Origin of the sequence: Microbispora sp. ZYX-F-249 (assembly GCF_039649665.1) — a bacterium.
In the GTDB taxonomy this organism is placed as follows: Bacteria; Actinomycetota; Actinomycetes; order Streptosporangiales; family Streptosporangiaceae; genus Microbispora; species Microbispora maris.
In genome coordinates, this window is the sequence record NZ_JBDJAW010000006.1 from 1 (window position 1) to 14247 (window position 14247).

At 74.9% G+C, this 14247-nt stretch carries 12 protein-coding genes; 3 read left to right on the forward strand and 9 right to left on the reverse strand.

The window, feature by feature from the left end:
* From AAH991_RS09635 to AAH991_RS09660, 6 genes are all read right to left on the reverse strand, one after another.
* On the reverse strand, positions 1–644 hold a 644-nt coding region (locus AAH991_RS09635; RefSeq protein ID WP_346225416.1), incomplete at its 3' end, for an alcohol dehydrogenase catalytic domain-containing protein.
* A gap of 10 nt (positions 645–654) precedes the next feature.
* Positions 655–1656 (reverse strand): adenylate/guanylate cyclase domain-containing protein, encoded by a 1002-nt coding sequence (locus tag AAH991_RS09640; protein ID WP_346225417.1) that lies wholly within the window; start codon positions 1654–1656, stop codon positions 655–657.
* 79 nt (positions 1657–1735) lie between these two features.
* Positions 1736–2248 (reverse strand): PH domain-containing protein, encoded by a 513-nt coding sequence (locus AAH991_RS09645; protein WP_346225418.1) that lies wholly within the window; start codon positions 2246–2248, stop codon positions 1736–1738.
* 226 nt (positions 2249–2474) lie between these two features.
* Positions 2475–3341, reverse strand: a complete 867-nt coding sequence (locus AAH991_RS09650) for a biotin--[acetyl-CoA-carboxylase] ligase (RefSeq protein WP_346225419.1) — start codon at positions 3339–3341, stop codon at positions 2475–2477.
* Positions 3342–3469: 128 nt separating this feature from the next.
* Entirely contained in the window at positions 3470–4546 is a 1077-nt protein-coding gene (locus tag AAH991_RS09655) for a sulfotransferase family protein (protein ID WP_346225420.1), read from the reverse strand.
* Positions 4547–4682: 136 nt separating this feature from the next.
* Positions 4683–5816, reverse strand: coding sequence for a glycosyltransferase family 9 protein (locus AAH991_RS09660; RefSeq protein WP_346225421.1), 1134 nt, complete (start codon positions 5814–5816; stop codon positions 4683–4685).
* A 287-nt stretch (positions 5817–6103) separates the two neighbouring features.
* On the opposite strand from AAH991_RS09660, the gene AAH991_RS09665 reads away from it, so the two are divergent.
* From AAH991_RS09665 to fdhD, 3 genes are all read left to right on the forward strand, one after another.
* Positions 6104–7309 (forward strand): glycosyltransferase family 4 protein, encoded by a 1206-nt coding sequence (locus AAH991_RS09665; RefSeq protein ID WP_346225422.1) that lies wholly within the window; start codon positions 6104–6106, stop codon positions 7307–7309.
* On the forward strand, positions 7302–8390 hold the full coding sequence (locus tag AAH991_RS09670) for a glycosyltransferase family 9 protein (RefSeq protein WP_346225423.1): 1089 nt from the start codon (positions 7302–7304) through the stop codon (positions 8388–8390). Before AAH991_RS09665 ends, AAH991_RS09670 begins: the two co-directional genes overlap by 8 nt.
* Positions 8391–8452: 62 nt before the next feature.
* Entirely contained in the window at positions 8453–9328 is an 876-nt protein-coding gene (fdhD, locus tag AAH991_RS09675; protein ID WP_346225424.1) for a formate dehydrogenase accessory sulfurtransferase FdhD, read from the forward strand.
* Positions 9329–9382: 54 nt separating this feature from the next.
* Here fdhD and AAH991_RS09680 read toward each other — a convergent pair whose 3' ends face one another.
* From AAH991_RS09680 to AAH991_RS09690, 3 genes are all read right to left on the reverse strand, one after another.
* Complete coding sequence (locus AAH991_RS09680) at positions 9383–12019, reverse strand: phosphoenolpyruvate carboxylase (RefSeq protein WP_346225425.1); 2637 nt, start codon at positions 12017–12019, stop codon at positions 9383–9385.
* Between the two features lie 78 nt (positions 12020–12097).
* Positions 12098–12565: a hypothetical protein gene (locus AAH991_RS09685; protein ID WP_346225426.1), complete on the reverse strand. Its 468-nt coding sequence runs from the start codon at positions 12563–12565 to the stop codon at positions 12098–12100.
* Between the two features lie 108 nt (positions 12566–12673).
* Positions 12674–14245, reverse strand: a complete 1572-nt coding sequence (locus AAH991_RS09690; protein ID WP_346225644.1) for a hypothetical protein — start codon at positions 14243–14245, stop codon at positions 12674–12676.
* Positions 14246–14247 lie beyond the last annotated feature (2 nt).

Consider the following 14247-nt stretch of genomic DNA (forward strand, 5'->3'; position numbering starts at 1 on the left):
CGCTCGTCCACGTCGACGGCGATGATCGTCCGGGCTCCGGCGAGGTGCGCGCCCGCGATGGCCGCGTTGCCGACGCCGCCGCAGCCGATCACCGCGACCGTGTCGCCCCGTGTGACGCCGCCGGTGTTGATCGCGGCCCCGAGGCCGGCCATCACACCGCAGCCGAGCAGACCGGCGACGGCCGGCTTGGCCGCCGGGTTGACCTTCGTGCACTGTCCGGCCGCCACGAGGGTCTTCTCCAGGAAGGCTCCGATGCCGAGCGCCGGGCTGAGCGCGGTGCCGTCGGCCAGGGTCATCTTCTGCGCGGCGTTGTGGGTGTTGAAGCAGTACCACGGCCGGCCGCGCAGGCAGGCGCGGCACTGCCCGCACACCGCCCGCCAGTTCAGGATCACGTAGTCGCCGGGCTCGACCTCGGTCACGCCCTCGCCGACCGCCTCGACGACTCCCGCGGCCTCGTGGCCGAGCAGGAACGGGAAGTCGTCGTTGATGCCGCCCTCCCGGTAGTGGAGGTCGGTGTGGCAGACGCCGCAGGCCTGCACGTTCACGACCGCCTCGCCGGGCCCGGGGTCCGGCACGACGACCGTCTCCAGCGTCACCGCCTCTCCCTTGCCGCGCGCCACCACGCCCTGGACTTCGTACGGCATGTCCTGCACCTCAACTCTCTCGGCTGGATCTCCTCAGAACATACGGCTCCACCACGCCGAGCCCGCGCGCGGGACGGCGGCGGAGTTTGACCAGGTCGACGCCGGACGCCCCGGCGAGGCCCGCGGCCAGCTCGCTGTCGGCCAGGATCGTGCCCGGCCGCGCGATGGCCGTCAGCCGCGCCGCCAGGTTGACCGTCGTGCCGAACACGTCACCCATGGCCGGCAGCACCGGCCCGTACGCCAGCCCGACCCGTACGTCCGGACCCTCGGCGTCCCGTTTGAGCTCGTCGAGCAGGTCGAGCGCGATGAGGGCCGCGGTCCGCGGGTCGCCGGCGGTGAAGAGCACCTCGTCGCCGAGCGTCTTGACCAGCCGCCCGTCGTGCGCCGCGATCACGTCGGAGGCCCGCGACTCGAACCCCTCGACCAGGTCGGCCAGCGCCAGCTCGTCCAGCTCGCGCGACACGCGGGTGAAGGCGACGAGGTCGGCGAACCCGACGGCGAGCCTCGGGCGGGTCGGCGAGACGTCCTCGCCGGGCTCGGCCAGGGAGACCAGCCGGCTCGCGGTCGCGGCGAGCTGGGAGCGCCAGACGTGCACCAGCGTCTGCTCGAAGTCCGGCAGCAGGCGGCTGACCGTGTCCATCACCTGCCGCAGCGCGTCCTCCCCCGCCCTCGCGCCGGGCTCGATCAGCGCGTCCACCATGATCTCGGCCTGCCATTGGGCGAGGCGCGCGGTCGTACGGCCGAGGGCCCTGGCCATGCGGATGACGGCCCGCTCGTCGAGCATCTCCGCGTCGAGCAGGTCCCGGATGCGGTGCAGGGCCGCCAGGTCGGCCTCGGTGAACGCGACGGCCTCGTCGGCGAACGTCGCGAAGCCGAGCGCCCGCCAGATCCGCGCCGCCAGGTCCTGCGGAATGCCGGCCGCCTCGGCCACCTGCCGTCGCGTGTAGGCCGGCGGCGGCCCCAGGAACAACCGCCGCATGTCGTCGGCGCCGGGGCGCCCCCCTGTGTCCACGTCCCCCTCCCCCGTGTCCTGCCTTGCCTGTCTCTCGTCCGGGCCCGGTCCGCCGGGCGGCCCATGGGCCGCGCCGCGCTCAGTCCCCGTCGATGTTCCCGTCCGCGGCGTCCTCCACCAGCCGGAACAGCTCGTGCCGTACGCGCTGGATCTGGGGGATGTCCCGGTAGTCGATGTCGCCCTTCTCCGACGCCGACTCGACCCGGAGCGTGCCGCAGCCGAGGATGCGCTCCATGAGCCGCTGGTCGGAGCTCACGCTGCTGACCTTGGCCAGCGGGATGTCGTCCTCCGACTTGTTCAGCACTCCCGTGCTGATCGCGAAGCGGTGCGAGGTCAGCGTGTAGGAGGTCGTCACCCAGCGCAGATAGGGGATGAGCGTCCACAGGACCAGCGCCACGAAGGCGACCACGGCCACCGTGCCGCGGGCGTACCCCGCGTACTCGTAGTCGCCGGGGATGAAGACGAAGGCCGCGACGGCGGCGGCGATCACGACGAGGAGCGCGAGGAACGGCAGGATCAGCCGCTTCCAGTGCGGATGGAACGATAGAACGACCCGCTCGCCGTCGGCCAGGTATTGATCAGGGAGACCCATGGCGCAAATCGTGACACGATCGCCGGTCGATTGCATGCGTTGGGAGTGTCTGACAAATGCTGCCCGTCGCGAGCGTGGATCCAGGTGGATGCATCGCAAGGCGGAGGAGGAGGTCGGAGCGGAGCCTCCGGCCGACGACGACAACGCGGCGAGGCGCCGCCTGGGCCACGCGCAGCAGGGCCATGATTTGTCAGGCACGACCTCAGGTCAGCCCGCGGCGCGGTGGTCAGCCCGCGGCGCGGTTCTCCCCGGAACTGTCACGGCTCTCCCCGGACGTGTCACGGCGGACGTGGACGACGTCGCCCGCGCTGAGCGCGTGGTCCCCGTCCCCGCCGCGTACGAGCAGGTGACCGGACGCGTCGACGCCGGTCGCGAGGCCGGTCAGCACCCGGTCGCCGGGCAGCTCGACCCTGACCTCCTGCCCCACCGTGGACGACCAGGCGAGGTAGGCGGCACGCAGGCCCGAGGCGTCCGGGTCGCCGTCGGCGGCCACCCAGTCGCGGTAGTGCGACTCGATCTCCCGCAGGATCGCGCGCAGCAGCGGGTCGCGGTCGGTGCAGGCGGCCTCCTCGATCGCGAGGGACGTGGCCCGGTCCACGGGCAGTTCCTCCCGGCGCAGCGAGACGTTGAGCCCCATGCCGACGACCACCGCGCGGTCGACCCGCTCGGCCAGGATGCCGGCGAGCTTGCGCTCCCCCACCATCAGGTCGTTGGGCCACTTGAGCCGCACGTCGACCTCCGCGATCCGCCGTACGGCCGAGGCGGCGGCGAGGCCGACCAGCAGCGCCAGCCAGCCCTGCCGGGCGAGCGGCACCTCCGGCCGCAGCAGCATCGAGAACGTCAGCCCCGAGCGCGTCGGCGCGGTCCACGGCCGCCCGAGCCGGCCCCGGCCGGCCACCTGCGCCTCCGCGACCAGCACGGCGCCCTCGGCCGGGCTCTCGCGCACGGTCCTGGCCAGGTCGGCGTTGGTGGAGCCGGTCCGCTCGACGACGCGTACGGACGACCACAGCGAGCCGGGACGCACCAGCGCCCTGGTCAGCGCGGTCTCGGACAGCGGAGGACGGTCGAGATCGGCGTACGGCGAGTTGGGCACCCGCTCAGGCTATCGGCCTCCGGGCGGCCTCCGCCGCGCGGCGTCCGTCCACCCGAACCGGTCAAGGGGCCGCCTGCCCGCACGCCGTCCGCCCGGGGGCACGGCCCGCCGGTGACCGGCACCCGTTCTCAACGGCCGGGCTGGGCCGCTATCGCGGACTCCAGGGCACGCATGCGCCGGAGCCGGGCGGCGAGCCGGGGTCCGCACGTCCCGGTCCGCCCGCCGTGACCGGGCCGGCCGCGACGGTCCGGAAGGTAGCCGAAGGCGGCCATCTCGGGGGCGGCGACCTCGGCGACGAGCGCGGCCTCGGCCGGGGTGAGCACGCCGCGCCACACGTCGCGCCGATCCGGCGTGACCGGTTCGAGCGCGCGGGCCTTCCACCACTCCCAGGGATGCACGATCGGCGCGCCCTTTCCCGCCGGTCCGGCCGGCCCCGCGGGCGGTACGCCGAGGAAGTCCGCGAGCCGGGCACGGCAGGCGGCCGGATCGGCGACGAGGTCCTCGTATCGCACCACCAGGCATCGCCGTGGCCCGAGCCGGTGCCGTGCCGCGCAGAGCGACCGCTGGTCGAAGGCCCACTCCTCGGCGAGCTCACCCGGATCGCGGATCCCCCAGGGCACACCCCGGTGCGAGGCGGCCACGGCACGCGGATCACGCACCACCCCGATGATTTTCAAAGCGGGGTCGGCCGACGTCATGGCCCGCCACCACAGCAGGTGTTCCGGCGTCTTCTCGCCGTACCGCACGGGTGGGGGGCCCGCTTGGCACGGTGGAGGACACAGTGCGACGACGAGCGCGGAGAACAGGTCGATCAGACGCTCGCAGCGCGGCCCGGTCAGGTCGGACATCCGGCCGCGATCCAGGCGCAGGCCCGCCGAGGTGGGCAGCGCCTCGAACCGGCTCAGCTCGTCCGACACCTCCGGCCACGTGAGGGGGAAAGCGTGCCTGGTCAGCAGGCCGGGCGCGAACAGGTGCAGGAAGTGGGTCTCGGGCGGCATAACGACCCCCGGCAGTTCGCAGCACAGCCGCTGGGTCACGGTGGTGCCCGACCTCGGGGTGCCGACCACGAGGAACGACAGACGCGGCGCCGTGTCCCGTGTCGTGGGCCGCGCCCTGTTCCGCGTCGCGTCCCGCACCGGCCGCACCGGGGCCGGCGCCTCGGTCCGCACCACGTCCGGCGCCGCCTCCCGCGTCGTTTCCGGCACGGACTCCGCAGCGACGCCCGGCGTCGCCATCCGCACTGTGCCGGGCGATGTGGTCGGCGCGGGGTGAGGCACCGCGATCACCGCCTCGCTCGCGGACGGGACACCGCGGTCCGCAGGGCCCGGTCCGTCCCCCGGCTCATTGCGCGTCCCGTGTGCCCGCCGGGGTCCGCCACCAGGGGCCGCCGCGCTCGTCGGCCAGGCGCAGCGCCTCGGCGGCGACCTGCTCCGGGGGGATGTCGAGGCAGTCGAGGGCGAAGGGACAGGCGAACTGGCGGCAGGGCGAGCACGCCGTGGGCACCGTGAGGATCGAGGCCGGGCCGAACCGCGGCCGGTACTGCTCCACCTGCTCGGTGCCCGCGAACAGCACGACCACGGGCGTGCCGAGCGCGCTGGCCAGATGCGCCCCGCCGCTGTTGTTGCACACGACCACGTCGACGGCGTCGATGAGCGCCGCCAGGACCGGCACGTCGAGCCGCCCCGGCAGCAGGAGCGCGCCGGGCACGCCGGCGCCGGTGAGCTCGACGAGCGGCCTCTCCCTGGCCGTGCCCGCCACGACGACCCGCAGCCCCGCGGCGGTGAGCAGCCCGGCCACCCGGGCGAACCGGTCGGCCGGATACCGCCGCGCGGAACAGGAGGCCCCGGGAAGGATCAGCGCGCACGGCCGCCTCCCGCGGCCGTCCCGGTGACCGCGTCCGTCCCCGTGACCGCCCCCGTGGCCGTCCCCGGCGGCCCGGCCGCCCGCGGCGGCGCCGAGCAGGCGGCGGGCCGTACGGGCCGCCTCCGCGGGCACGCGCACGCGCAGCCTGCCCTCGACAGGGGGGACACCCGCCCGTTCGAGCAGGTGCAGCGCGCGATCCACCTGGTGGGTCTCGTCCGGCGGTGACGGCACCCAGTGGGTCAGCCCCGCCCCGCCGAACTCCTTGGACATGCCGACCCGTACGGGCACCCCGGCGAGCCGGCAGAGGTACGCGGCCGGCCAGGGGGCCTGGGAGAACGAGGTCAGGATCACCGCCGCCTCGTAGCCGCCCCACCCGATCCGCTCGACGAGGTCCAGGTCGTCGGTGACCGGGACGTCCTCGCCGCCGGTCTTCTGCCACGAGACCGAGGCCGTGAGCACGCCGTCGACCTCGGGGAGCAGCGCGGCCGCGGCGGCGCCGGCGGGGGCGGCCAGCAGGTCCAGCCGGGCCCGGGGAGCGGCCCGCCGGAGCGCCCGCAGCGCCGGGCCCGCCATCACGACGTCGCCGAGGTTGTCGGGGCGGATCACGAGCACGCGAGAGAGCCCCCGCCACGGGACCGGCGGGCCTGCGAGCGCCGCGGGATGCTCCATTCCCTGCGCGTACCCCTCGAAAAAGGCGCATAAAGCCCCATAAATGCATGGTTTGCCACGAAAGTCCCTCGGGCACTTTCCGGAGCGCCGTGGCCGTCCGCCGCGAGAGCACACACGGACGGGCTGGGCGGGCACTCTTCCAGTGCAGGTCGTGGACGCACGGACACGATCTCGCCGCGACAGGCGCGGGCCGGTGAGCCGGGGAGAACAGCCGACGAGGGGAGACGGCGGTGACGGAGGGGGGCCGCATCCGCGTCGCCATGGTCCACGGTCCCGGGCCCGCCGACCGCGACGGCGTCGGCGACTACGTCGAACGGCTCGTCGGCGCGCTGGGCGAGGCGGGGATCGAGGCGGTGCGGGTGCCCGTGGGATCACCGGGGGCCCGCTCCCTCCGGCACTGGCTGCCCGCCACGCTCGACGCCGCCCGGCGGGTGCGGCGGCTGCGCCCCGACGTGGTCCACGTGCAGTTCGCCCCGTCCGCCTACCGGTTCTCGGGGTTGCCCGGCCTGCTGCCGCCGCTGCTGCCGTCCGGCGCGCCGCTGGTGACCACCCTGCACGAGTACGGCTGGTGGGCGGCCCCCGGCTGGGTGCCCGGCCCCGTCTGGCGGCCGCTGGAACGCGCCCGCCTGTGGGACCGGGAGACCGGGCGGCTGGTGCCCGCCAGCGCCCTCGTGGTCGTGACCAACGCCTCCCACGCCCGGCAGGTCCGAAGTCGCGTCGGCACGGCCCCCGTGGAGGTGCCCCTGGCGCCGAACGTCGTGGATCACGGCGGCGGACGGCAGGCGCGCGTGCGGGTGCGGGACACGCTCGGCATGGGCCGGGACGACCCGCTGCTCGCCTTCTTCGGATTCGTGCACCCCGTGAAGGGCGTGCGGCAGCTCGTCGAGGCGCTGCCCGCGCTGCGTGCGGCCCGCCCCCGCCTGCGGCTGCTGGTCGTGGGCGGCTTCACCTCCCAGGCGCTCCCGGAGGCCGAGGCCCGGGCCTTCCGCGCGGAGCTCGGGGCACTTGCCGCGCGTCACGGCGTGGCGGACGCGGTGACGTTCACCGGGCACCTGCCCGCCGCCCGGGTGTCGGATCTCCTGCACGCGGCGGACGTGGGCGTCCTGCCCTTCACGGCCGGGGTGACGACCAAGAGCGGCGCGTTGCTGACGATGCTGGCCCACGGACTGCCGACCGCGGTCACCGTGCCGGACGAGCCCGACCCCGGCCTTCCGCTCGCAGAGGCCGTCGCCGTGATCGGAGCCCGCCGCGACCCCGCCGCCATCGCGGACGCCGTCGGGCCGCTCCTCAGCGACCCCGGGGCGCGGCGGCGCCTGGGCGTGGCCGCCCGGCGGCTGGCCGCCCGGCACTCCTGGTCGCGGGTCGCCTCCGCCCACCGGGCGCTGTACGAGACCCTGGCCGGCCCCGGTCGGCCGCTCGACCGCCGGGATGCGTGAGCCGTACCGGGAGATCCTGGTCGTCGACCTGCTCGGCGGGATCGGCGACCTGGTCATGCTCCTGCCCGCCGTGCACGGCCTGGCCCTGCGCAACCCGGGCGCGTCGCTGCGCGTGCTCACCCATGAGCCCGGCGCCGCCCTCCTGCGCGGCGACCCCGCCGTCGCGCGGGTGCTCACCCCCCGCCACGGCGGCCCGGGCGCCGAGCGGGAGGCCGTGGCCGAAGCCCTGGCCGCCCGGCGCCCGGACCTCGCGATCACCACCACCCGCTATGACGGCATCCCCGATCTCCTCGCCGCGTCGGGCGCGCGGTGCGTCACCGACCTGTGGCGCCGTCCGCCCCCGGACGAGCCGGTCGGCGAGCGCTACCTGCGCCTCCTGGTCGCCGAGGGGCTGCTGCGGCCCGAGGACGCCCTCGCCCGCCCGGCCGTGCGCCTGACGCCGGCCGAGATCGCGTACGGCGAGAGCACGCTCGCCCGCCGCGTTCCGGCCGCCACCCCGGCGGGAACGGCGCGGCCCCCGGTCGTGCTGATCACCGACGCGGGCATGGACGTGAAGCGGTGGCCCGCCGGGCGCTGGCGCGAACTCGCCACGCTGCTGGCCCGGCGCGGCCATCCCCTGCTCACGCCCGACGCGCCGCCCAAGCACGCCGGCGCCGCGCACGCGGCGTTCGGCCCGGAGGTGGCCGTGCTGCCGCGGTGCGGCCTGCGCGGGCTCGCGGCGTGTTTCGCCGCCGTGGCGCGGCGCGGCGGTGTGGTCGTGGGCGGCGACACCGGGCCGCTTCGGGTGGCCGCCGCCGCCGGAGCGGCCACCGTCGGGCTTTTCGGCCCCACCTGGGCCCGCAGGTACGGCATCGGCGCGTCCTCGGGCCCAGGCGACGCCGTGGACCTGCAGGGGCGGCCCGGGTGCCCGCACCGGCGGCCCACCGCCATCACCGAGCAGCCGTGCTGGTGGACGGCCGAATGCCCGTTGTCCGCGGCGGGGGCCGCCTGCATGACCGACATCGGCGTCTCCTCCGTCGCCCGCGCCGTGACGCGGCTGAGCGCCGCCTCCCCCGCGCGCCACCCGGCGGACGACGCCTGAGACGCGGCGTGGCAGGCTGCGTACCGGAAAGAACGGCAGCCATGCCCGGGAGGAGACGGCACATGGAACGGGACGGCGCGGCGCGGCCCACGGCTCGGCTGGGGCCCGTCACGCGCGCACGCGTCCGGAGGGTGTCCGGATCATCCGTACGCGACCGGCGGGACGACCTCGCCACCGAGGAACCGCTGGAGATCCGGCTCCTCGCCGGCGGCGAGAGCCGTACGGTGGCGATCACGATGCGGACGCCGGGCGCGGACTTCGAGCTCGCGGCGGGCTTCCTGCACGGCGAGGGGATCGCCGGTCCCGGCGACATCGCCGCCATCGGCTACTGCACGGACGAGGACCTGGACCCCGAGGCGCGCTACAACACCGTGACCGTGCGGCTCACCACCCCGCACCTGCCCGACCTCGGCGCCCGGGCGCGCAACTTCCTGACCTCGAGCGCGTGCGGCGTCTGCGGCACGGCGAGCCTCGACGCGTTGCGCGACCGATGCACCGTGCCGGCCGTGCGTCCGCCGGTCGGCGTGTCCGCCACGACCCTGTACGGCCTGCCGGACCGGCTGCGGGAGGCCCAGGGGGTGTTCGGCAGGACGGGCGGGCTGCACGCCGCCGGGCTTTTCACCCCCGGCGGCACGCCCGTGGCCGTACGGGAGGACGTGGGGCGGCACAACGCCGTCGACAAGCTCGTCGGCTGGGCGCTGCTCGGCGACCGGGCCCCCCTCGACCGGCACGTCCTGCTGGTGAGCGGCCGGGTGAGCTACGAGATCATGCAGAAGGCGGCGAGCGCCGGCATCCAGATCGTGTGCGCCGTGTCCGCGCCCTCCTCGCTCGCCGTCGACCTGGCGCGCGAGTTCGGCATCACGCTGGTGGGGTTCCTGCGCGAGGAGCGCTTCAACATCTACGCCTGCCCGGAACGCGTCGACGTCGGACAGCCCTGAACGTGCCCGGCCGGGCGCCCGGAGCCCGGGCGCCCGGCGGGTCCGCTCACGGCGTCAGCCGGTGTTCTGCAGGCCGGCCGCCACGCCGTTCACGCTGAGCAGCAGCAGGGTGGACAGGCGCTCGCGCTCCTTGTCCGAAAGGTCGCCCGACGTCCGCAGCGCCGACAGCGCCCGCAGCTGCAGGTGGCTGAGCGCGTCCACGTACGGGTCGCGCAGCTGCACGGCCCGCGACAGGACCCGCCGGTTCTCCAGCAGCCGCGTGTGCCCGGTCACCTCCAGCACCAGCCGCCTCGTCAGGTCGTACTCCTCCAGGACCTGCTCGGCGAAGTCGGCCCGGCCGCCGAGGGCCAGGTAGCGGGACGCGATGGACCGGTCGGTCTTGGCCAGCGACATCTCGGCGTTGTCCAGCATCGCGGCGAACAACGCCCACTCCTGGTACGCCGAGCGCAGTTCGGCCATGCCGCCGTCGGTGACCACGGCGGCCAGGCCGCTGCCCAGGCCGTACCAGCCGGGGAGGTTGACCCGCGTCTGGGCCCAAGAGAACACCCACGGGATGGCCCGCAGGTCGTCCAGCGAGCGGGGCGCGCCGAGGCCGCGCCGCGCCGGCCGGGAGCCGAGCCGCAGCGAGCCGAGCTCCTCCAGCGGGCTGACCAGTGCGAACCACTCGGGGAAGCCCGGGGCCTCGGTCAGCGCCCGGTAGGCGCGCTCGGAGGCGGCCGCCACGGTGTCGGCCAGCCGGCGGAACTTCGCCGCCGCGGCGGCGGTGCCCGACTCCACCGCCGAGGTGGACGCGAGCAGCACGGCGTTGGTGACCTGCTCGATGTGCCGCTTCGCGATCGCCGAGTGGCCGTACCGCGCGAAGATGACCTCGCCCTGCTCGGTGACCTTGAACCGGCCGGCGACCGAGCCGGGGGCCTGGGCGAGCACGGCGCGGTTGGCCGGGCCGCCGCCCCGGCCGAGCGCGCCGCCGCGGCCGTGGAAGAGCGTGAGCGTGATGTCGTTGGCCGCGGCCCACGCGGTCAGCGCGGCCTGCGCGTCGTACAGCCGCAGGGTGGCCGCCGCCGGGCCGAGTTCCTTGGCCGAGTCGGAGTAGCCGAGCATGACCTCCATGCGCCGCCCGTTGTCGGCGAGCCGCCGGCGCACGGGCTCCAGCTTGACCATGCCCTCCAGCACGGCGGAGGAGTTGTCCAGGTCCTCGCCCGACTCGAACAGGGGGACCACGTCGAGCACCGGGGCGCGGTCGCCCAGCGCGTGCCTGGCCAGCTCGTACACCGCCGCGATGTCGTCGGCGGAGCGGGTGAACGAGACGACGTACCGGGAGCAGGCGGTCACGCCGAAGCGCTCCTGGATCCAGGCGATCACCCGGATCGTGGCCAGGACCTCCTCGGTGCGCTCCGACAGCGTGCCGGAGGCGATCTCCTCGAGCGCCGCCGCGTGGACCGCGGAGTGCTGGCGCACCTCCAGCTCGGCCAGGTGGAAGCCGAACGTCTCTACCTGCCAGATCAGGTGCTGCAGCTCGCCGTAGGCCTGCCGTACGGCGCCGGCGCCGCGCAGGGAGTCCTGCGCGAGCCGCAGGTCGGTCAGCAGCTCCGACGGCGCGCGGTAGGCGAGGTCGAGGTCGCGGCGGCGGGTCGCGGCGATCCTGGCCGCCACGAACATCAGCCACTGGCGGTGCGGCTCCCGGGGCGATCGGGTGGCCATCTCCGACACCAGGTCGGGGTGGTCGTGCTCGGCCTGCGCGAGCGCGGCGCGCAGCTCGGCGGACGGCGGGGTGAAGACCTCGGCCAGGGTGAGCGACCTGCCGATGCGGGTGGTCGCGTTCTCCAGCGCGATCAGCACGTGCTCGGCCTGGATCTGCATGGCCTCCCTGGTCACCCTGGCGGTGACGTTGGGGTTGCCGTCGCGGTCGCCGCCGATCCAGCTGCCGTAGCGGATGTACGCCTTGGCGAGCGGCTCCCGCGTGCCGGTGCCGGGACCGAGCGCCGCGTCGAGCGACCGGTAGATCTGCGGCACCGTGCGGAACAGCGTCTCGTCGAAGGCCGCCATCGCCGTACGGACCTCGTCCAGCGGGTCGAGCTTCGTGTGGCGGAGCTGGTTGGCCCGCCAGAGGATGTCGATCTCCTCCAGCAGCCGCCGGTGGGCCTCCTCACGCTCGGCCGCGCCCCGCCCGGGGGCGTTGTAGGCGTCGAGCTGGGCGCTGATCCGCTGGATGGCGGTGACGATCGCCCGCCGCCGCGCCTCGGTGGGATGGGCGGTCAGCACGGGCCGGAACTCCAGCCCGTCGATCAGGGCCTGGAGCCGGTCGTCCCCGCGCAGCTCCCGCACGGCCTCGGCCAGGGACTCGCGCAGCGGCACGTCGTCCTTGTCACGCTGTCGCAGGGTGCGGATCCGGTAGTGCTCCTCGGCGAGGTTGGCGAGGTGGAAGTAGCAGGTGAAGGCCCGGGCGATCTGCACTGCGCGGTCGACGGGCCACTCGGCCACCATGGCGGCGACCTCGTCGGCCGTCGTCTCCTGACGCCGGGCCGCGATCACCGCCTTGCGGAGCCGTTCCACGTCGGCGAGGAGGTCGGGACCACCGTGTTCGGCGATCACCTGACCCAGGAGTCCACCCAATAGGCGCACGTCAGCGCGGAGTTCGTCCGGCATCTCCGCTACGGCGTTGTGTCGTTCGGCAGGAGCGATGGCGGCCATGCTTCGAAGGCTAGCGAATCCCGCTCGGTGGCCCGAGGGCGGTCTCACCAATTGGACTAGACCACTGATCCACGCAGGTCAGGCCGGTCGCGCGGCAGGGGTCCTCTCGGCCCGGGCCGCGGGGAGCGCCCTGAAACGGCGGGTGAGGGACTGCGCGAGCAGGCCGTGCGCCACCACGATCGCGCCGAACCCGACGATCAGCACGGAGATCGTCGTCAACTGGCTGTCGTCGGCCAGCAGGATGGTCTTCGCGTCGCCGAGCCCCGTCCTGGCGGTCTGCAGCCCGACGACCAGGGCGGTCACCCACCGGCCGGCATGCATGATCATCGGGCGCGCGGTCGCGGTCACCGCCGCCGGCAGGGCCAGCACGCCGAAGGCGACGATGATGATCGCGGTGCCCGCCGGGGAGATGTCGGTCGGCCCTCCGATGGCCAGTTTGATCCCGCGCATCAGGAGACGCGCCAGCGCCCCGACGACCAGGCCGCTCAGCGCCGCCGCGGCCAGCGGGGCCCAGATCGCACGGCCCGTCAGGCCACGTTCGCGCATATCGCTTCTCCCTTTGAAAACGGCCCTTTGAGAACGGTCCAAACGGTTATAAGGCCGGGCCGAATCGCCCGCAACGCCGCAAGGACTTCGGGACCGCTCTGTTACCTCTCAGGAGGGGCGGGAGACGGCGGCGAGGAGCTCGGGAAGGCGGGCGAAGCCGACGCCGGCGGCGATGCGGCGTCCCGCCCAGGCGACCGCCAGGCCGTACGGCACGGCGAGCACGGCCCACCAGGTCAGGCCGAGCAGGACCGGCAGCACGATCGGCAGCGCGAGCGCGCCGGTGACGAGCATCGTGGCGAAGGAGGCGGCGAACGCCTGCCCGCCCTGCCCGGGGGCGGCGCCGGTGAAGGCGTTCATCCGGTCGGGATAGGTGTACGGCGCGGTCACGCTGGTGATCGCGCCGATTCCCATGGCGGCGCCGAGCACGCCCCACGCGGTGGGCGCGGCCACGACGGCCCACGCGGCGTCGCCCGCGACGAGGGCGGCGGCCAGCGACGCCAGGCCCAGCAGCGGCACCGCGACGACCGCCATGGCCAGGTGCCGCCCGGCCAGGTCGGTACGCAGGTCGCGCGGGGTCGTGACGGCCACCGCGTTCATCCACAGCGACCTGCCGTCGATGCCGAAGGAGTTGGCCGCCTGCAGCCCCATCACCACGGCCGCCAGGCAGGCGGGACCGATCGCGGCCCACAAGCCCGTCGAGCCGCCGGGACCCCGCAGGGAGAACATGACGACCGCGCTCACGAAGACCGCGCTGATCCAGTTCACCCGGGCCCGCGGTTCCCTCCTTGCGTACTTCAGCTCCTTGGCGACGACGGCGCCGAGCGTGCCGCCGGGCAGGAACCGGCCCGCCCGGGAGCGGCCCGTCCGGGAGCGGCGGACGGAGCCGCCACCCCGGGTGGAGGAGTCGGGCCGCACCAGCGCGTACCGCAGCGCCGCGATCCACAGCCATCCCATGACGACCACCGACATCGCGACGACGATCAGTTCGGCGACGCCGATGAGCCCGCCGTCGGCGATCGCGTGCGCGGCCAGCCCCGGCGGCGTCCACCGCAGGACGTCCCCCACGGACGCCAGGATCCGCGTGGGGTCGCCCGACAGCCCGCGATTCAGCAGCAGGTTCGGCACCTGGACGAGCAGCACGCCGAAGATCGCGACCACCGCGAGCAGGTCACGTCCCCTGCGGGTGCGCAGCACGCCGGACAACGCGGTGGTCACCAGGCGGGAGGCCGTGAGACAGAAGGCGAACTGGAGGACCACCGCGGGCACCCCGATCAGCACCCCGCCGGGCCCGTGGGCGAGCGCGACCACCCCTCCGCACAACGCGGCCAGCGAGGCGATCGGCCACGGCCCGGCGGCCGACGCCGCGAACATGCCGGTCGCGAGCTGCCGGGTGGTGAGCGGGAACAGGGCGAGCCGGGCCGGGTCGAGCGTCTCGTCCAGTCCGAAGGCCATGAGCGGCACGACGACCCACCCGACGGCGAACATCGCGAACGCCGCCGACACGAGGTCGAGGCCGACGTCGGACGGCGCGAGCCGGATGAGCGACAGCAGCCCGAACCCCGCGACGGCGGCGAGGAACGCGGCGGCCAGCGAGAAGGCGAAGCCGGCCTGCTTGCCCACGCTCCCGCGCAGGCCCCCGCGGACCAGGCTGAGCTTGAGCCGGACGAACAGCCACGTCATCG

Bases quoted from the DNA above. Each gene is read 5' to 3' on its own strand.
- AAH991_RS09685 (WP_346225426.1), bottom strand. From the start codon at position 12,565: ATGCGCGAACGTGGCCTGACGGGCCGTGCGATCTGGGCCCCGCTGGCC.
- AAH991_RS09645 (WP_346225418.1), bottom strand. From the start codon at position 2,248: ATGGGTCTCCCTGATCAATACCTGGCCGACGGCGAGCGGGTCGTTCTA.
- AAH991_RS09680 (WP_346225425.1), bottom strand. From the start codon at position 12,019: ATGGCCGCCATCGCTCCTGCCGAACGACACAACGCCGTAGCGGAGATG.
- AAH991_RS09670 (WP_346225423.1), top strand. From the start codon at position 7,302: ATGCGTGAGCCGTACCGGGAGATCCTGGTCGTCGACCTGCTCGGCGGG.
- AAH991_RS09690 (WP_346225644.1), bottom strand. From the start codon at position 14,245: ATGACGTGGCTGTTCGTCCGGCTCAAGCTCAGCCTGGTCCGCGGGGGC.
- fdhD (WP_346225424.1), top strand. From the start codon at position 8,453: ATGGAACGGGACGGCGCGGCGCGGCCCACGGCTCGGCTGGGGCCCGTC.